At 64.2% G+C, this 16,958-nt stretch carries 16 protein-coding genes; 5 read left to right on the forward strand and 11 right to left on the reverse strand.

The window, feature by feature from the left end:
• Nucleotides 1–18 precede the first annotated feature (18 nt).
• Complete coding sequence (locus tag JQ580_RS05885) at nt 19–789, forward strand: SDR family NAD(P)-dependent oxidoreductase (protein WP_212278728.1); 771 nt, start codon at nt 19–21, stop codon at nt 787–789.
• Nucleotides 790–900: 111 nt separating this feature from the next.
• On the opposite strand, the gene JQ580_RS05890 is transcribed toward JQ580_RS05885, so the two are convergent.
• From JQ580_RS05890 to JQ580_RS05905, 4 genes are all read right to left on the reverse strand, one after another.
• Entirely contained in the window at nt 901–1,668 is a 768-nt protein-coding gene (locus JQ580_RS05890) for an outer membrane protein (RefSeq protein ID WP_212278729.1), read from the reverse strand.
• Between the two features lie 146 nt (nt 1,669–1,814).
• The gene (locus JQ580_RS05895) at nt 1,815–3,095 is read right to left on the reverse strand and encodes an FAD-dependent oxidoreductase (protein WP_212278730.1); all 1,281 of its coding nucleotides are present in this window, start codon (nt 3,093–3,095) and stop codon (nt 1,815–1,817) included.
• Between the two features lie 757 nt (nt 3,096–3,852).
• A complete protein-coding gene (locus JQ580_RS05900; protein ID WP_212278731.1) occupies nt 3,853–4,065 on the reverse strand; it encodes a hypothetical protein in 213 nt (70 codons plus the stop codon).
• 81 nt (nt 4,066–4,146) lie between these two features.
• Nucleotides 4,147–5,661, reverse strand: a complete 1,515-nt coding sequence (locus JQ580_RS05905) for a caspase family protein (RefSeq protein ID WP_212278732.1) — start codon at nt 5,659–5,661, stop codon at nt 4,147–4,149.
• Nucleotides 5,662–5,869: 208 nt separating this feature from the next.
• Between JQ580_RS05905 and JQ580_RS05910 the strand changes: the two genes are divergently transcribed.
• The 4 genes from JQ580_RS05910 (at nt 5,870) to fabA (ending at nt 10,513) form a co-directional block, all read left to right on the forward strand.
• The gene (locus JQ580_RS05910; protein ID WP_212278733.1) at nt 5,870–6,829 is read left to right on the forward strand and encodes a helix-turn-helix domain-containing protein; all 960 of its coding nucleotides are present in this window, start codon (nt 5,870–5,872) and stop codon (nt 6,827–6,829) included.
• A gap of 299 nt (nt 6,830–7,128) precedes the next feature.
• A complete protein-coding gene (locus JQ580_RS05915; protein WP_212278734.1) occupies nt 7,129–8,652 on the forward strand; it encodes a DEAD/DEAH box helicase in 1,524 nt (507 codons plus the stop codon).
• Between the two features lie 165 nt (nt 8,653–8,817).
• Entirely contained in the window at nt 8,818–9,885 is a 1,068-nt protein-coding gene (locus tag JQ580_RS05920; protein ID WP_212278735.1) for a GGDEF domain-containing protein, read from the forward strand.
• Nucleotides 9,886–9,982: 97 nt separating this feature from the next.
• Nucleotides 9,983–10,513 (forward strand): bifunctional 3-hydroxydecanoyl-ACP dehydratase/trans-2-decenoyl-ACP isomerase, encoded by a 531-nt coding sequence (gene fabA, locus JQ580_RS05925; protein ID WP_212278736.1) that lies wholly within the window; start codon nt 9,983–9,985, stop codon nt 10,511–10,513.
• A 48-nt stretch (nt 10,514–10,561) separates the two neighbouring features.
• Here fabA and JQ580_RS05930 read toward each other — a convergent pair whose 3' ends face one another.
• From JQ580_RS05930 to sufB, 7 genes are all read right to left on the reverse strand, one after another.
• Nucleotides 10,562–10,999 carry a TfoX/Sxy family protein gene (locus JQ580_RS05930; protein ID WP_212278737.1) on the reverse strand — a complete coding sequence of 146 codons (438 nt, stop codon included), beginning with the start codon at nt 10,997–10,999 and terminating at the stop codon, nt 10,562–10,564.
• Nucleotides 11,000–11,166: 167 nt separating this feature from the next.
• Entirely contained in the window at nt 11,167–11,577 is a 411-nt protein-coding gene (locus JQ580_RS05935) for a HesB/IscA family protein (RefSeq protein ID WP_212278738.1), read from the reverse strand.
• A 64-nt stretch (nt 11,578–11,641) separates the two neighbouring features.
• Nucleotides 11,642–12,013 (reverse strand): SUF system Fe-S cluster assembly protein, encoded by a 372-nt coding sequence (locus JQ580_RS05940; protein ID WP_018323035.1) that lies wholly within the window; start codon nt 12,011–12,013, stop codon nt 11,642–11,644.
• A complete protein-coding gene (locus tag JQ580_RS05945; RefSeq protein ID WP_212278739.1) occupies nt 12,010–13,257 on the reverse strand; it encodes a cysteine desulfurase in 1,248 nt (415 codons plus the stop codon). Before JQ580_RS05945 ends, JQ580_RS05940 begins: the two co-directional genes overlap by 4 nt.
• Nucleotides 13,254–14,558, reverse strand: coding sequence for a Fe-S cluster assembly protein SufD (sufD, locus tag JQ580_RS05950; protein ID WP_212278740.1), 1,305 nt, complete (start codon nt 14,556–14,558; stop codon nt 13,254–13,256). The genes JQ580_RS05945 and sufD overlap by 4 nt, the downstream gene beginning before the upstream one ends.
• 11 nt (nt 14,559–14,569) lie before the next feature.
• Nucleotides 14,570–15,322, reverse strand: coding sequence for a Fe-S cluster assembly ATPase SufC (sufC, locus tag JQ580_RS05955; RefSeq protein WP_094896900.1), 753 nt, complete (start codon nt 15,320–15,322; stop codon nt 14,570–14,572).
• A 61-nt stretch (nt 15,323–15,383) separates the two neighbouring features.
• Nucleotides 15,384–16,880, reverse strand: a complete 1,497-nt coding sequence (sufB, locus tag JQ580_RS05960; protein WP_212278741.1) for a Fe-S cluster assembly protein SufB — start codon at nt 16,878–16,880, stop codon at nt 15,384–15,386.
• Nucleotides 16,881–16,958 lie beyond the last annotated feature (78 nt).

A 16,958-nucleotide genomic window follows, 5' to 3' on the forward strand; every position in this document is an offset into this window, starting at 1 on the left:
AAACCAGGGAATACAAGCATGACATCCAGCCGGTTCGATCTCCGCGGCAAGGTCGCGATCGTCACGGGAGGTAACGGCGGCATCGGGCTCGGCATGGCCCGCGGCCTTGCCGATGCCGGTGCCGACATCGCCGTGGTCGGACGCAACGAAGCCAAGTCCAAGGCAGCCGTCGAAGACCTCAAGCAGCGTGGCGTCAAGGCGATCGCGGTTGCGACCGACGTCACCGACAAAGCGGCGATCGAGGCCATGATCGCGCGCGTGGTGAAAGATCTCGGTCGCATCGATATCCTCGTCAACAATGCCGGCATGAGCATCCGCAAGCCGCCGCACGAACTCGAACTCGACGAGTGGAACAAGGTGATCGAAACCAACCTCACCAGCGCCTTCCTGTGCTCCAAGCTCGCCTATCCGCACCTGAAGGCGTCAGGCAACGGCAAGGTGATCAACATCGGCTCGATGATGTCGATCTTCGGCGCGAGCTTTGCCACCGCCTATGCTGCCAGCAAGGGCGGCATCGTGCAGTACACGCGCGCCTGCGCCAATGCCTGGGCGCCGGACAACATCCAGGTCAATGCGATCCTGCCAGGCTGGATCGACACCGACCTCACCCGCGGCGCGCGGCAGCAGGTGTCGGGATTGCACGAGCGGGTGCTGGCGCGCACGCCTGCGGGGCGCTGGGGCGACATCGACGATTTCGCCGGCATCACCGTGTTCCTGGCATCGCCTGCATCGACCTTCGTCACGGGCACCGCAATCCCTATCGATGGCGGCTTCTCGGTGATGGCCTGAGCCTGAGCCGCACGCTATCGGAGAATGCAAAAAGAAGCCCCGGACAAAGTCCGGGGCTTTTGAATTTTGGCAGTGCTTTTTTTGATCGTTGGTCGCGTTGCGTCGACGTGCTCAGTAACGGCCGATGGTCGGGGCGTCGAACTTGTAGCTCGCGCGCACGACCGCCCATTGAATGTCGCGCGGCTTGGCATCGAAAGTGTAGTTCCCCGAGGTGCCGCCAAGCTGATAGGTCTGGCTGCCGAAGGCCGCGTAATTGTACTCGAGGCCGACGATCCAGTTGCGGGTGATGCCGTATTCCCAGCCGGCGCCGACGGTCCAGCCGTTGGCCCAGTGAGTCTGACCGCCGGAGCCCGTCGCCGGGCCGACAGTGTCGCTGACCGACAGGCGGTTGTTCACGCCGGCATAGCCACCCTTGATGTAGAAGAGGTTGTTCTGCACGGCGAAGCCGGCGCGGCCGACCACGGTCGCGAGCACGTTGGCGCGCCAGGAGAACACGTCGTCACCGGCACCGAACGCGGTGTTGGTGAACGAGCCCTTGTTGTCGAGGCCGGAGATCGTGCCTTCCATGCCGAACACGTAGTTGTTGGCCTGCCAGTTGTAGCCGATCTGCGCACCGCCCATGATGCCGGATCCGCGCTGACGATAGCCCTGGCCCGGGACGAGATCGCCGAACGGCGCGCCGATCCCGTTGTTGACGAACTGCTCGTTGGTCCATGCGCCACCGATGTGGCCGCCGACATAGAAGCCGGTCCAGTTGAACAGCGGCTCCACATAGGCCGGCGCCTTCGTATAGCGCGCACCGAGATCGGCGGCGGAGGCCGCGCCGGCCGTAACCAGAGCGGTCGTGCAGGCGAAGGCGGCAATCAACTTGTTACGCATGGTACACCCCGTGTCCTTTGATGCAGGCACGGTCACAGACGGGTGTTACTAAAATTCGAATCAACAAAGTTAACGTGGCGCGTGGGCCCGCGCTGGTCCGCAAATCCCTCGGCGCTGTTGCAGGCACGCAACGCCGCAGGCCCGATTTAACGCGAAATTATCCCTACCGAATTGCTGCGCTCCGATGACGGCGCAGCCTTCGAATGCACATGCTCGGGTCGCACGCCGAGCGCAAGCAAGCGCGCCGGGATGCCCTGCAGCCACGGTAGCGCAGTGATCAGGCGCACGATCAGCGGCACCTGCAGCGGCCGATCGTTCCCGTGCAAGGCGCCGCTGATGATCTTGTTCTGCACGATCACCTGCATCCGCTGCGTCATCCTCACCGGGAATTCGCGACGGCGGCGTACGGCGTCGAGATCGTTCTCGGACGGGCAGCCGTGCTGCAGCTTGTCCGCCAGGAGATTGGCGGTCGCGACCGCGTCCTGCACGGCGAGATTGACGCCGACGCCGCCGACCGGCGACATCGCATGCGCGGCATCGCCGATGCAGAGCAGGCCCGGCCGCGTCCAGCGCGCCATGCGGTTGATGGCGACGGTCAGCAGCTTGACGTCGTCGAAGCTCTTCACGTCGGCGATGCCGGCCTTCAGGATCGGCGCCATGCGCACGACGTCGTCGAGCAGCGCCTGCAGTCCCCTCGCTTTCACCGCCTCATACTGTCCCTTGGCGATGACATAAGCGCACTGCCAATAGTCGCCGCGATCGAACATGATCATCATCTTGCCCGGCTCGACGCGCGCGAACACGTTTTCCGTTTCGTCGGATTTGCGGCCGGCGCGGAACCACAGCACGTCCATCGGCGCGCCGATTTCCTCGACGCCGAGGCCCGCACGCTCGCGCACCGTCGAATGGCGGCCGTCGCAGGCAATGGTGAGATCGGCTTCGATGTCGACGATGCCGTCAGGCGTCTTCGCCTGCACCCCGGCGATCGTCTCGCCGCGGCGGATCAGATCGACCGCCTCGGCTCTCATCATCACTTCGAGCGAGGCGAAGCGCCGGCCGGCCTCGCGCAGGAAGTTCAGGAAGTCCCATTGCGGCATGAAGGCAATGAAGGGGTATTTGGTGCGGAGCCGGGAGAGATCGGCGATGCGCACCGGCGTGCCGTCGAACAGGCCATCCATCTTCTGCAGGCGCTGATGCGGCAGCTTCAGGAAGCCATCGATCAGGCCAAGCTCGTCCATTACCTCGAGCGTCGAGGGATGCACGGTGTCGCCGCGGAAATCGCGGAAGAAATCGGCATGCTTCTCCAGCACCAAGACTTCGATGCCGGCCCGCCCCAGGAGATAGCCGAGCATCATCCCGGCGGGCCCACCGCCGACGATGCAGCAACGGACTCTTTTCGTCCGGTTCGCTTGTTGGCCGGAGGTCATGGCAGCCACGATCCGCGATGCGAGTTCGATCAAGACATGGCGGACAATGTAACGCCGATTCCGGCCGCGCGCCTAAATCTGGATACGTATTTCAACGCCGGCCGGCACCTGTGATCACGCCGGCCCGTGCTCTAGCATAGCCTGCTCGAAAGCCGGGAGCACCTGCGCATTTTAGGACGCCGATCGCCCGAGACGAGAAAGGCCCGCACTGCGCGGGCCTTTCATGGACGGAAGCCGATTTATTTCTGATCCTCGTTGCTGGTCCCGGTGCCCGGGCTTCCGATCGGCAACCCGTTCGGGGCGTGACCAACCCCGGCGTTCCGCTCAGCTTGCGCGGCTGTCGGCGACGTGCCGTTCGCAGTCGGCGACTGAACGTTCGGATTGTTCTGGCTGTTGTTGGTGTTGACGTTGGCTCCAGTGGTCGTGCCATGCGTCCCCATGCCTGATGGAGCCGACGGCCCCGAATTGGCGCTGCTGGATGACGTGCCTGTTCCCGCACCCGAGCTTGCCGCGGATCCCGCGCCGCCACTCGCCGACCCGGCAGCAGCACCCGCGCCGGCGCCGCCCCCCGCACCACCGCCGCCTCCCCCTCCGCCACCGCCGCCTCCCTGGGCAAAGGCAGTCGTCGAAAGCGCCACACATGCGAAGGCTATGAGAATGGACTTGCGGATCATGGATCGTCTCCCTGGTTCGGTGGACAATCCAGCTGACCGAGGAGTTGTTCCTCTCGCCAGCGGCGAACGGCGATCTGCTCGTCTCAGGGCTTTGACGATTTCCGTTCCCACGGACGCTTGCCGTCGGCGTCGCGATCCCACGGACGGGTGGACGGAGCCCCCTTTTCATCCTCGGCGGCTTTCGCACGGTCCGCTTGGACGCGTTCCCTGTCGGTGACTGGCGGCGTGGGGATTGGGGTCGTTTGCGCCAGCACCGGAAGCGTCGTGAGCAGCGCAACGATCAGGAATTTTATCATCCCCGGCTCTAACACTTCCAGTGCTGGCTTGTCCGATTAAACTTCGTCCATCCCGTCGCGCCCTGCGCGATCACTCCGGCTTCAATTGTTATTGCGGTTCGCGGCTCGGAAACTCTTGATCTCCGAGACGCTGCCGTCGCGATAGGTCAGTTCCACAGAGACGGACTGCGTGCTTGGAGCGAGCTTCATGTAGAGCGGCATGCCGGCGGTGATCGCACTGGGGTCGCGCATGTCGCAAGCGGGCATCTTCAGCACCTGGTTGGGCACGGCGCTGTCGATGCCGATGCGCACCTCGCGGATGGCGCAGCGGTACGACACGAGGTGCGTGTAGTAGACCAGCAGCCCGTTGAACTCACGGAACGACAGCCAGCTCGTCGACGTCATGTCGAGGATCTTGCGCTGGTCGCGGATCAATGCGGCCTCGGGATCGAACCGGATCGGGAACGGCCCCTGCATGTCGCCGGACTGATCGACATAGCGGACCTCGATGGTGCCGGCCGCGGCATCCGGCGGCAACTCGATCGACGGGTTCGGCATTCGTTTGCGCGTGCGCGGATCGAGCGTGTCGATGAAGCCGGTCTCGCGGAAGTCGCCCTTGCCGGCCATGCGCCAGGAAATGCCGAGCGTCGGGTCGGCAAAGGAGAACACGACGCTCCAGCCGCCATTGTGCCGCGAGAAACTCGCGATCGGCGCGTTGATCGTTTCTTCCTTCGGCATCTGCGGCACCGACACAGGCGGTAGCGCGGCAAGCTTCTGCGGCGGCGGATCGGCCGGCCGCGCGATGGAATCCTTCGCTGTGCCGCTGAGGAAGACGTCGTCGACCATCTGGTCGAAATAGACCGGCACCTGCCTGTGCTTGACGGTGTCGGCCATCTCGCTGACGGCACGGCGGGTGCGCTGCGCCACCTGCACGAGATTCTCGCCGGGCCGCAGCAGCTCTTTGGCGAAGGTGCGCGTGAACACCGAATTGGGATTGGCGTCGTCGTTGGAGAGGCGATCGAGCGCGGTCTGGCGGGGACCGGCCGAGAACACCGAGAACACGCCCTCGGGCAGTTGCACCATCGGAGCAAGACCGCCGCCGCCGGCGACCGCGCGGGTGCCTTTGCGCTCGAACGGGTTGTTGCGGCAGGCGTCGAACACCAGGATCGACGTCCGCGCCTTCTTGTTCTGGAGGCGCTCGACGATGCGGTCGGCCAGGATCGAAGCGTCGCGCACCAGCTCTTCCTGACCTTCGGTCGCCGCCGGCACGTCGGTCGGCAGCAGGTAGTTCTGGCCCGCGATCTCGAAGCCGTGGCCGGCGTAGAAGAAGAACGCGGTGTCGCCGGGCTCGATCGCCTTGTCGAAGGCGAGAAGCGTCTCGGAGAATTGCTGCCGGCTCTGGTTCTCGGCGACCATCACCGAGAAGCCGAGCTGCTTGAGCGTATCGCCCATGGTGCGGGCGTCGTTGACCGCCTTGAGCAGCTTCGGGACGTTCCGGTAATCGTTGTTGCCGATGACGAGCGCAACACGCTTCTCGGCATGTGCGGGGGCGACGAAGCCGCTCAAGCTCGCCGCCAGGCCAAGGACCGCCAGAATTCCGAAAAGCCGACGCGTCATCGCAAAATTCCCGTTGCAGAACGGCGCCACGCCGGTTCTCTCGAACGGCAGTTCATTGGACCCCTTGCCGCTGTGTGATAGTCGCCCCAGACGTAACGAGGGTTCAAGCGCCCGGGCCCCGGTTTCCAGGTTCTGCCTATGGCAGATTACGCTGGAATCTGCTCCTTCTTTGGCATCGCGCAAACGCACTGGACGCGAGGGGGCTGACGTGTATCGCTGGTGTACCGACGAAGTCGAGGCGAAGGATCGCTTCGACTATTGGCGCGAGGTGCGCTCCAAAGGTCTGTTCGGCGTCACCGCCGAACTCGAGCGCGAACGGCGCGGGGATTTCTTCGGCGAATTCTCGCTGCGCCAGCTCGGCGGCGCCGGCCTCGTCGAGCTGAAGGCCTCGCACTATACAGTCGAGCGCAGCAGCTCCGACATCGCTTACGCACCCGGCGACAGCATCTGTGTCTACCAGCAGCTCGGCACTGGCGGCTGGTTCGGCGGCATGCGCGGAAACGACTTTGCCATCGCCCCGGGCGATTTCGCCACCAGCCACACCGATCTGCCCTACCGCACCGCGCCGGTCGGCGCCGGAGGCTTCCACCTGCGGATCCTGAAGATCCCGGTCAGCAGCATTCCGGCGCAGGACAGGCGGATGCGCGAGCTTGCGCCCCGGACCTTCGGCGATCCCACGCTGGCGCCGCTGCTCGGCGCCTGCTTTGCCGACCTCGATGGGGCCACCGACGGGAGCGCCGACGTTGCGACCGCCCTCGTCCAGGCTCTGGCCCATCTGGCGCTGATCGAGCGAGGCATCCTCAGGCCCGGCAGCCGGCGCGGACAGGCCGCGCTGCGGACCGCCCGCCTCTCGCAAGCCCGGCGCCTGATCGCGGGCCACCTGCAAAACCCGGATCTGGCGCCGACGATGGTGGCCGACCAGCTCGGCGTGTCCGTGCGCCACCTGCACATGCTGTTCGAGACCGCGGCGAAGAGCTTCTCGCAAACGGTGACCGACGAACGCCTGAAGCAGAGCCGCCGCCTGATGCGGGAGGCACCGGAGCGGCTGATCGCCGACATCGCGACCTCCTGCGGCTTCGAGAGCCTGGCGACTTATTACCGGGTCTTCAATGCCGCCTACGGCATGGCCCCCGGCGACTTCCGGGCGCGGGGCTCGGATGGGCGTTAGCCGCCGTTTTGGCGGCTCCGGCCCGGGCGCGCGGTCGGGCGGAAAACCCCAGTCGCACCCGCTATTTGGCAAAAACCTCAGGTTTTTTAGGGCCTTCCCGCGCCCGCTCCATTGACTTTGGCCGATTCCCCCCTATGTTCCGGTTCGACGCGGTTCGGTATCGAAGAGCGATTCCTGAGCCTGGCGCTTTGTTCGCGTGAGTCAGCACCCCCAGCTTCTTTGAGAGCGCGCCGTTTCGGGGTGGAACGCGACAGCCTTATTACCCTCGATTCCGAACGGCGGTTTCGACCAGAGGCTCAATGTCCTTTTCAAATCTCGGACTATCCGAAAAAGTCCTCGCCGCAGTGGCGGCCACCGGTTACACCACCCCCACCCCCATTCAGGAACAGGCGATCCCACACGTCCTCGCTCGCAAGGACGTGCTCGGCATCGCCCAGACCGGCACCGGCAAGACCGCGGCCTTCGTGCTGCCGATGCTCACCATCCTCGAGAAGGGTCGCGCCCGCGCACGCATGCCGCGCACGCTGATCCTCGAGCCGACCCGAGAGCTCGCGGCGCAGGTCAAGGAAAACTTCGACCGCTACGGCGCCGGCCAGAAACTCAACGTCGCCCTCCTGATCGGCGGCGTTTCCTTCGGCGACCAGGATGCCAAGCTGACGCGCGGCGTCGACGTGCTGATCGCCACCCCCGGCCGCCTGCTCGACCATACCGAGCGCGGCGGTCTGCTCCTCACCGGCGTCGAGCTGCTCGTCATCGACGAAGCCGATCGCATGCTGGACATGGGCTTCATTCCCGACATCGAACGCGTCTGCAAGCTCGTCCCGTTCACGCGGCAGACCCTGTTCTTCACCGCGACCATGCCGCCGGAAATCCGGCGCATCACCGAGACCTTCCTGCACAACCCGCAGAAGGTCGAAGTGTCCAAGCCGGCCACCACGGCCGTGACCGTCACGCAGTGTCAGGTCCCTGCCGGGCGCGAAGCGCATGAGAAGCGCGAATTGTTGCGCCGCCTGCTGCGCGAAGCCAAGGACCTCCAGAACGCGATTATCTTCTGCAATCGCAAGCGCGAGGTCGCAATCGTTCACAAATCGCTGCAGAAGCACGGCTTCAGCGTCGGCGCGCTGCACGGCGACATGGACCAGTCGGCCCGCACGGCGGCGCTTGAACAATTTCGCAAGGGCGAGCTGCCGCTGCTGGTCGCCTCCGACGTCGCCGCCCGCGGCCTCGACATTCCCGAGGTCAGCCACGTCTTCAATTTCGACGTTCCCCACCACCCCGACGACTACGTCCATCGCGTCGGCCGTACCGGCCGCGCCGGTCGCACCGGCACCGCGATCTCGCTCGTCACGCCGCTCGACCAGAAGTCGATGGTGGCGATCGAGAAGCTGATCGGCCAGAGTATTCCGCGCGCCGAAGGCGACTATGAAGTGAGTGCCGACACCGGCGAACACAGTGATCGCCCGCGCGAGTCGCGCGGCCGCGAGCGCACACGTGGCGGACGCGGCAAGCCGCAGCGCGGCGGTCGCGACCGTGAGCGCAGCCACGAGCCGCGCGTCGAGGCTCGGCCAGCAGCCGAAACACGGCCCGCTCCCGAGGCAAGACCCGAACGCGAAGCGAGGCCCGCACGCGAGGCAAGACCTCCGCGTGAAGCCAGGCAGTCATCCGAGCGTCATGGTTCACGCCAGCAAGCCAATCCGTCGCATGTGCCGTCGATCGGCCGGCCCGAGCCACGCCGACCGCGCGAGGCCGACACCGAGCCGGGCGATCACTCGCATCTGCCGGCATTTCTGCTGCGGCCGGTTCGTTCCCCCGCCGGGGCCTGAAACGCAAAGCGCTTCAGGCTTTCGGTTGAGCAAAGTCTCCGCACAATTTTTTAGGCGTATCCGGGAACGTATATTTACGGGGCATTCACGATCGTCCGTTAGCCTACGAGCATAATTTAAGTATTGCTGCGGTCGTCGGCGCAACGACCGCTGTGGGGTATGTCCGTGGTCAACGTTCTCGACGAACACGAACGCACGATGGCGTTCGCCGAGGTAGCGCTCGGGCAGATCCGATCGCTGCGGCAGACGGCAATTCCCCGCAACTATGAGATCTGGTACGTCTACGCCACCGGCTACAACGCGCCCCTCAACAAGATCATCAACGAGACGCTGGCGCGCAGCGGCAAGCTGACTGAAGCCGATCTCGAGCAGATCTACGAGACCTATCTCTCCCACATCAAGACCACCGACCGCATCGACAAGGTCGGCGCGCGCGTCATCGGCGAAATCGACGACGTGATGAAGGTCTTGAGCGACGCACTCGGCGTGACCGGCTCCTACGATGCCAGCCTGTCGGGCGCCACCGAGAAACTGGCGTCGGCCAAGAGCCGCGAGCAGATCAAGTCGATCGTCGAAACGCTGCTGCGTTCGACCAGCGAGATGCGCGAGACCAACAAGACGCTGGAAGACCGCCTGACGCTGTCGAAGAACGAGATCAGCAACCTCCAGCAGAGCCTCGAGGCGATCCGCGCCGAAAGCCTAACCGATCCGCTCACCGGCCTTGGCAACCGCAAATACTTCGACCGCATGATCGACATGGCTGTGCAAACCGCGCTTGCCTCGGGCGAGCCGCTGTCGCTGTTGCTGTTCGACATCGATCACTTCAAGTCGTTCAACGATTCCTACGGCCATCTCACGGGCGACCAGGTGCTGCGGCTCGTCGGCCTGTCGCTGAAGCAGACTATCAAGGGCCAGGACATCACCGCGCGTTATGGCGGCGAGGAATTCGCGGTGGTGCTGCCCAACACCGGGCTGCGTCAGGCCCTCACGGTGGCCGACCACATCCGCCGCGCGGTGATGGCGAAGGAATTAAAGAAGAAGTCCACCGGCGAGATCCTCGGCCGTGTCACCATCTCCGTCGGCGTCTCCATGCTCAAGCCGGGCGACGACACCGATGCGCTGATCGAGCGAGCCGATTCCTGCCTCTACGCCGCCAAGCGCAACGGCCGCAACCGCGTGATCTGCGAGGCCGATCCGGAATACGCTGTCGAGACCCACGGCCGCGTGGCGTAACGCGATCGCGGCGTGGCGGACGGCTGCGCTTGACATTCCAACCTGACGACCGACATCCTCTGCGCCCCCAGACCGCGAGCATCGAGGATTTGTCGTCGTGCCCAATCCGCATGATTTCCACACGCCGCAACCGTCCTACACCAGGGACGAACTGCTGAGATCGAGCGACGGCGGCTATTTCGGGCCGGGCAATGCGCAATTGCCGGCACCGCCGATGCTGATGATGGACCGCATCACGGAAATCAGCCTCGACGGCGGCGAGTTCGGCAAGGGCCATATCGTCGGCGAGCTCGACATCGTGCCGGACCACTGGTTTTTCGATTGTCACTACCGCGGTGACCCGATGATGCCCGCGTCGCTCGGACTCGACGCGATGTGGCAGATGATCGGCTATTGGCTCGGCTGGTCGGGCTCCCCCGGCAAGGGCCGCGCCATCGGCGTCGGCGAGGTGGAAGCCACGGGCACCATCACACCGGATACGCGATCCGTACGCTACGAGGTCGCCATGCGCATGGTCCGGCGCGGCAAGCTGGTGCTCGGAATTGCCGATGGTCGTGTGCTCGCCGACGGCGGCTGCGTCTTCGTGGCCAAGGATATGAGGGTTGGCCTGACGAACGCGCTGGAGTGAAGCACTTGGCGGGCAAAGGACGCAGCGTTCCGTGCTCACAACCTAGCATCATCTTCGTTTACGTTGGGCACGCTTTGCCTTGCCCACACGTACCGCCTTCTTGGCCGCCTTCCTTGCCTTCTTCGCAACGGCCTTCTGCGGCGCCTTCTTTGCCCTGGGCCGCTTCTTCACCTTGGCGCGCTGGGCGGCGGCGAGTGCGCCCCTCGCCCATCTTACAAGATCCTCGGAATCGTCGAACAGCCGCGCCGGCAACTCCCAGTAGGAGTTCACCACCACGGTCTTGGCGCGGGTGGAATACTGAAATGGTTTTGAGCCTTCAGCTTCAAAGTCCGGAATCGTTACTTCGTCGACACGGAAGAACAGACCGGCGCGCAAGGCGAGCGCGAAATTGACGCCGTCGGCGGAGATGCCGTAGCCCGAGAACATCTTGCGGATGGTGACGGGGCCGAAATCGGCAAACAGGTCGGCCAGAAACTCGCGGTCCATCGAAGGCTCTCTCGTGCCCCGGACGCAGCGCAGCCTGAAACGGTGCGCTGCAGAGCCGAGGCCCAGATCTCTTGCGCTAATCACTATAGCGTGGGTCCCGGCTCTGCGCAGCAGCGCTAGCGCGCTGCAGCACGTGCGGGACACAAGAGCATAGCCTGGAGGCGAAACTACCCGTCGATCTTGGCCGGACGCAGCTCGACCGACTCGCCGCAGCCGCAGGCGGAGATCTGGTTTGGGTTGTTGAAGACGAACTGGGCCTGCATCTTGTCGGCCTTGTAGTCCATCTCTGTGCCGAGCAGGAACAGCACGGCCTTGGGGTCGACCAGGATCTTGACGCCCTTGTCCTCGACGACCTCGTCGGTCGGGCGGATGTCATGGGCGTATTCGACCGTGTAGGACTGGCCGGCGCAGCCGCCGTTCTTCACGCCGACCCGCAGGCCCACGATCTCGGAATCGGCGCGGCTCGTCAGTTCGCTGATGCGCTGGGCGGCAGCGTCGGTCAGCCGCATCACCTGCGGGCGCGGCCGCCGCGGCTTCGGGGGGGATGCTGGTGTCGAGCCTGACGATATCTGGGTCATGTCAATGATGTGGTCCGTTGCGGCGCGAATTCAATGCCGAGGATTCGAAGCAAGCGATTACGCGTCACCACATGTTGAGGACGAGGCGGGCCTCGTCGCTCATGCGCTCGGGCGACCACGGCGGCTCCCAGACGACCTTGACGTCGACCACGCCGACGCCGGGAACGCTGGCGACCGCGTTTTCGACCATGGTCGGCAGCTCGCCGGCGGCCGGACAGTTCGGCGTCGTCAGCGTCATCTGGACGTCGACGGAGCGGTCGTCCTTGATCTCGACCTTGTAGATCAGGCCGAGTTCGTAGATGTCCGCCGGGATTTCCGGGTCGAACACGGTCTTCAGCCCGGCGATGATCTCGGTGGTGAGACGCTCAGTCTCCTCCGGCGGCAGCGCCGAATGGGTTTCCATTGGGCTAGCTTTGATTTCGGCCGTGTCACTCATGCGAACATATCCCGCGCCTTCAAAAGCGCCTGTGCCAGATGATCGACTTCTTCCCGCGTATTATACATGCCGAACGAGGCCCGGCAGGTGGCCGTCACGTTGAACCGCTCTAAAAGCGGCATCACGCAATGGGTGCCGGCGCGCACCGCGATGCCCTGACGATCGATCACGGTGGCGACGTCGTGGGCGTGCGCGCCCTTCAGCTCGAACGAGATCACCGGACCCTTGCCGCGTGCCGTGCCGATCAGCCGCAGCGAGTTGATCTCGCGCAGCTTCTCCTGGGCATAGGTGGTGAGATCGTGCTCGTGCGCGGCGATGCGCTCCTTGCCGATCGAATTGACGTAGTCAATGGCGGCGCCAAGGCCGACGGCCTCGACAATCGCGGGCGTGCCCGCCTCGAACTTATGCGGAGGATCGCCATAGGTAATGACATCGCGCGAGACCTCGCGGATCATCTCGCCGCCACCGTTGAAGGGGCGCATCGCGACGAGGTGGTCATACTTGGCCCAGAGCACACCGATACCGGTCGGACCATAGACCTTGTGGCCGGTGAAGACATAGAAATCGCAGCCGATGTCCTGGACATCGACGGGCAGATGCACCGCGCCCTGGCTGCCGTCGACCAGCACGGGAATGCCGCGGGCATGGGCGATCTTCACGACGTCCTTGACCGGCACGATGGTGCCGAGCGCGTTCGACATCTGCGTGATCGCGACCAGCTTGGTCTTTGCCGTCAGCAGCTTCTCGAACTCGTCGATGAGGAAATTGCCCTCGTCGTCGACAGGTGCCCATTTGATCACGGCACCCTGACGTTCCCTGAGGAAATGCCAGGGCACGATGTTGGAATGGTGCTCCATGATCGACAGGACGATCTCGTCGCCCTCTTTGATGTTCGGCCCGCCCCAGGACGAGGCGACCAGGTTGATGGCCTCCGTCGCGTTGCGGGTGAAGATCACTTCCTCGGTGCGGGGCGCGTTGATGAACTGCGCCACCTTGGTGCGACCGCCCTCATAGGCTTCGGTCGCGGCATTGGCGAGGTAATGCAGGCCGCGATGCACGTTGGCGTATTCGGACGTATAGGCCTCGGTCATGCGCTCGAGCACGGCACTCGGCTTCTGCGCGGAGGCCGCGTTGTCGAGATAGACCAGCGGCTTGCCGTACACCTGCATCGCGAGCGCCGGGAAATCCTGGCGCACGCGCGCGACGTCGTAGGAGCCATTCCTGACTGCGGGATGCGTGCTCATGACCGCCGCTCCAGCCAGCGCTCGGCGATGCCGATCACGTGCTCGCGCAAGCCGTCGTCGGCGATCTGCTCGATGGCTTCGCCCACGAATGCCTGGATCAGCAGCGCCTGGGCCTGCTTCTCGGGCAAGCCGCGCGCCTTGAGATAGAACAGCAGGCTGTCGTCCAACGCGCCGGCTGTGGCGCCGTGGCCGCAGGAAACGTCGTCGGCGAAGATCTCGAGCTCCGGCTTGTTGTCGGCCTCGGCTTCGTCCGAGAGCAGCAACGCGCGGATCATCATCTTGCCGTCGGTCTTCTGGGCGTCGGGACGCACGATGATGCGGCCCTGGAACACCGAGTGCGCACGGTCATCGAGCACGGCGCGGAAAACCTCGCGGCTGACGCAGTTCGGCACCGCATGGTCGACCACCAGCGTGGTGTCGCCGTGCTCGGTCTTCTGCAACAGGTTCGCGCCGTTGACCAGGAGCTCACTGCCCTCGCCTGCCAGCGTGATGAAGCCTTGCAAGCGGCTGACGGCAGCGCCTGTGGTCATATTGAAGAAGTTCAGCTTGGTGTTCGCACCGACCGTGACGAACTGCGAGGTGATGTTCACGGCGTCAGGCGCATCGTCCATCAGGCGAATATGCGCGACATCGGCGTTGTCGCCGATCGTCACGATGACGGCGTCGTTGACCTGATAGGCTTTCGCATCAGCCGCGACGAAGGTCTCGATGATGGTGGCACGGGCGCCGTTCCCGACCTTCACCTGCGAGCGGGTGAAGGTCGACGCTGACGCGGCAGTCGCGATGTGGATGATCTGGATCGGTGCAGAGAGTTGCGCACCATCCGCAATGGACAGCACGACACCGTCGGTCGCCATCGCAGCGTTCAGAGCGATCACCGCATCCGTAGACGCGGTCTTCAGCAGACCGGCATCCTTTTCAAGCGCCTCCCGCGACGTCCCAAAGCCCGCCTCGGAGGCCAGCGCCTTCACGTCAGAGAGATCGGCTGCGAACACGCCGTCGACCAGCACCAGCTTGCGGGCGCCTGTGATCGCATGCGCCTTCACGGCGTCCGCGGCTCGCTTCAGCGCAGCCGCATCGGGGGCGGCCGCCAGCGGCAGCACCTCGCCGACCAGCGCGCGCAGGTCGGTGTATTTCCATTCCTCGATCCGGCGATGCGGCAGGCCGAGACGCTCATAGGTCTCGAACGCCTCGCGGCGCACCGCAACGACCGCAGGCGAACCCGGCAGCCGGCCTTCAGCGCTGGTGAAGAGATCGCTCACCGCGCGGCCCTTTCCGGTCTTTGCCACAGCAACGTTCATCGCAAAATTCCTTACGCGGCGTCCTCGAACTGGGCGTAGCCGGACGCCTCCAGCTCGAGCGCCAGTTCCTTGCCGCCGCTCTTCACGACACGGCCCTTCGACATCACGTGCACGATGTCGGGCACGATGTAGTTCAGAAGCCGCTGATAATGGGTGATGACAACCATGGCGCGCTTGGGCGAATGCAGAGCGTTGACGCCGTCGGCCGCGATACGCAGCGCATCGATGTCGAGGCCGGAATCCATCTCGTCGAGAATGCACAGGCTGGGCTCGAACAGCGCCATCTGCAGCACCTCGTTGCGCTTCTTCTCGCCGCCGGAGAAGCCGACATTGACGCCGCGCTTGAGCATGTCTTGCGGAATGTTCAGCGACTTCGAGACCTCGCGGACCTTCTTGAGAAAGTCGGGCGTCGAATATTCGCTCTCGCCGCGCGCCTTGCGCTGCGCGTTCAGCGCCGTGCGCAGGAAATTCATGGTGGCGACGCCGGGAATTTCGACCGGGTACTGGAAGGCCAGGAACACGCCCTTGGCGGCGCGCATGTCCGGCGACATCTCCAGCAGGTCCTCGCCCCGAAACAGGATCTGGCCGTCGGTGACCTCATAGCCGGGCTTGCCGGCGATGACGTGGGAGAGCGTCGACTTGCCGGAGCCGTTCGGCCCCATGATCGCGTGGATCTCGCCCTCGTTCACGGTCAGATTCAGCCCGTGGAGGATCTCACGCTCCTCGACACGAACCTTGAGGTCTTTCACTTCAAGCAAAGCCATCTTGGTATCCAGTCTATTCAGTGATGTTGGAGCGCCCGTGGCGCACCGCTGGGGTCGGCGATCAGCCGACCGACCCTTCAAGCGAGATCGAGATCAGCTTCTGCGCTTCCACCGCGAATTCCATCGGCAGCTGCTGCAGCACGTCCTTGACGAAGCCGTTGACGACGAGGCCGACAGCCTCTTCCTGCGAAAGACCGCGCTGGATGCAGTAGAACAGCACGTCCTCGGAGATCTTCGAGGTTGTCGCTTCGTGCTCGAAGGTTGCCGAGGAGTTCTTGGCCTCGATGTACGGCACGGTGTGCGCGCCGCACTTGTCGCCGATCAGCAGCGAGTCGCAAGCGGTGAAGTTGCGCGCGCCGGTCGCCTTGCGGTGTGCGGTGACGAGGCCGCGATAGGTGTTCTGCGACTTGCCGGCGGCGATGCCCTTGGAGATGATCCGGCTCGACGTGTTCTTGCCGAGGTGGATCATCTTGGTGCCAGAATCGACCTGCTGGAAGCCGTTCGAGATCGCGATCGAGTAGAACTCGCCGCTGGAATTGTCGCCGCGCAGAATGCAGCTCGGATATTTCCAGGTGATTGCGGACCCGGTCTCGACCTGGGTCCAGGAAATCTTGGAGCGGTCGCCGCGGCAGTCGCCACGCTTGGTGACGAAATTGTAGATGCCGCCCTTGCCTTCCGAATTGCCCGGATACCAGTTCTGCACCGTCGAATATTTGATCTCGGCATCGTCATGGGCGACGAGCTCGACCACGGCGGCATGCAGCTGGTTCTCGTCGCGCTGCGGCGCAGTACAGCCTTCGAGATAACTGACGTAAGCGCCCTTGTCGGCGATGATCAGCGTGCGCTCGAACTGGCCGGTGTTGCGCTCGTTGATGCGGAAATAGGTCGACAGCTCCATCGGGCAGCGCACGCCCGGCGGCACGTAGACGAACGAGCCGTCGGAGAACACCGCCGAATTCAGCGTCGCATAGAAATTGTCCGAGGTCGGAACCACCGAGCCGAGATACTTCTGGACGAGCTCGGGATGCTCGCGGATCGCCTCCGAGATCGGCATGAAGATCACGCCGGCCTTCTTCAGCTCTGCCTTGAAGGTGGTGGCGACCGAGACCGAGTCGAACACCGCGTCGACCGCGATCTTGCGCCGGTTTGGGTCTTCCTCGCCGGGCTTGGGCTCGACGCCCTCAAGCATGGCAACTTCGCGCAGGGGAATGCCGAGCTTCTCGTAGGTCTTCAGGATCTCCGGATCGATCTCGTCGAGCGAGGTGATCGTCTTCTTCGGCTTCGGCGCCGAATAGTAATAGAGGTCCTGGAAATCGATCTTGGGATAGTCCACGCGCGCCCAGGTTGGCTCGGTCATGGTCAGCCAGCGCCGATAGGCCTCGAGCCGCCACTGGAGCATCCAGGCGGGCTCGTTCTTCTTCTCGGAGATGAATTTGACGGTTTCTTCCGAAAGCCCCTTGGGAGCCTTGTCGGACTCGATCAGGGTCTCAAACCCATAGCGGTATTGGTCGACGTCGATGCGCTTCACGCGATCGACCGTCTCTTGCACGGCTGGCATTCTATCCTCCGCTCGCGGTTTCAAGGACCGCGGTGGATCAAACTCGGACGAGTATTACGATGTCTATTACGATGTTTT

The sequence above is a fragment of the Bradyrhizobium sp. SZCCT0148 genome (genome assembly GCF_018129985.1).
GTDB classification, from domain to species: Bacteria; Pseudomonadota; Alphaproteobacteria; order Rhizobiales; family Xanthobacteraceae; genus Bradyrhizobium; species Bradyrhizobium japonicum_H.

Bases quoted from the DNA above. Each gene is read 5' to 3' on its own strand.
- sufC (WP_094896900.1), bottom strand. From the start codon at position 15,322: ATGGCTTTGCTTGAAGTGAAAGACCTCAAGGTTCGTGTCGAGGAGCGT.
- JQ580_RS05900 (WP_212278731.1), bottom strand. From the start codon at position 4,065: ATGATAAAATTCCTGATCGTTGCGCTGCTCACGACGCTTCCGGTGCTG.
- sufD (WP_212278740.1), bottom strand. From the start codon at position 14,558: ATGAACGTTGCTGTGGCAAAGACCGGAAAGGGCCGCGCGGTGAGCGAT.
- JQ580_RS05940 (WP_018323035.1), bottom strand. From the start codon at position 12,013: ATGAGTGACACGGCCGAAATCAAAGCTAGCCCAATGGAAACCCATTCG.
- JQ580_RS05885 (WP_212278728.1), top strand. From the start codon at position 19: ATGACATCCAGCCGGTTCGATCTCCGCGGCAAGGTCGCGATCGTCACG.
- JQ580_RS05890 (WP_212278729.1), bottom strand. From the start codon at position 1,668: ATGCGTAACAAGTTGATTGCCGCCTTCGCCTGCACGACCGCTCTGGTT.
- JQ580_RS05930 (WP_212278737.1), bottom strand. From the start codon at position 10,999: ATGGACCGCGAGTTTCTGGCCGACCTGTTTGCCGATTTCGGCCCCGTC.
- sufB (WP_212278741.1), bottom strand. From the start codon at position 16,880: ATGCCAGCCGTGCAAGAGACGGTCGATCGCGTGAAGCGCATCGACGTC.
- JQ580_RS05915 (WP_212278734.1), top strand. From the start codon at position 7,129: ATGTCCTTTTCAAATCTCGGACTATCCGAAAAAGTCCTCGCCGCAGTG.
- JQ580_RS05905 (WP_212278732.1), bottom strand. From the start codon at position 5,661: ATGACGCGTCGGCTTTTCGGAATTCTGGCGGTCCTTGGCCTGGCGGCG.
- JQ580_RS05945 (WP_212278739.1), bottom strand. From the start codon at position 13,257: ATGAGCACGCATCCCGCAGTCAGGAATGGCTCCTACGACGTCGCGCGC.
- JQ580_RS05895 (WP_212278730.1), bottom strand. From the start codon at position 3,095: ATGACCTCCGGCCAACAAGCGAACCGGACGAAAAGAGTCCGTTGCTGC.
- JQ580_RS05935 (WP_212278738.1), bottom strand. From the start codon at position 11,577: ATGACCCAGATATCGTCAGGCTCGACACCAGCATCCCCCCCGAAGCCG.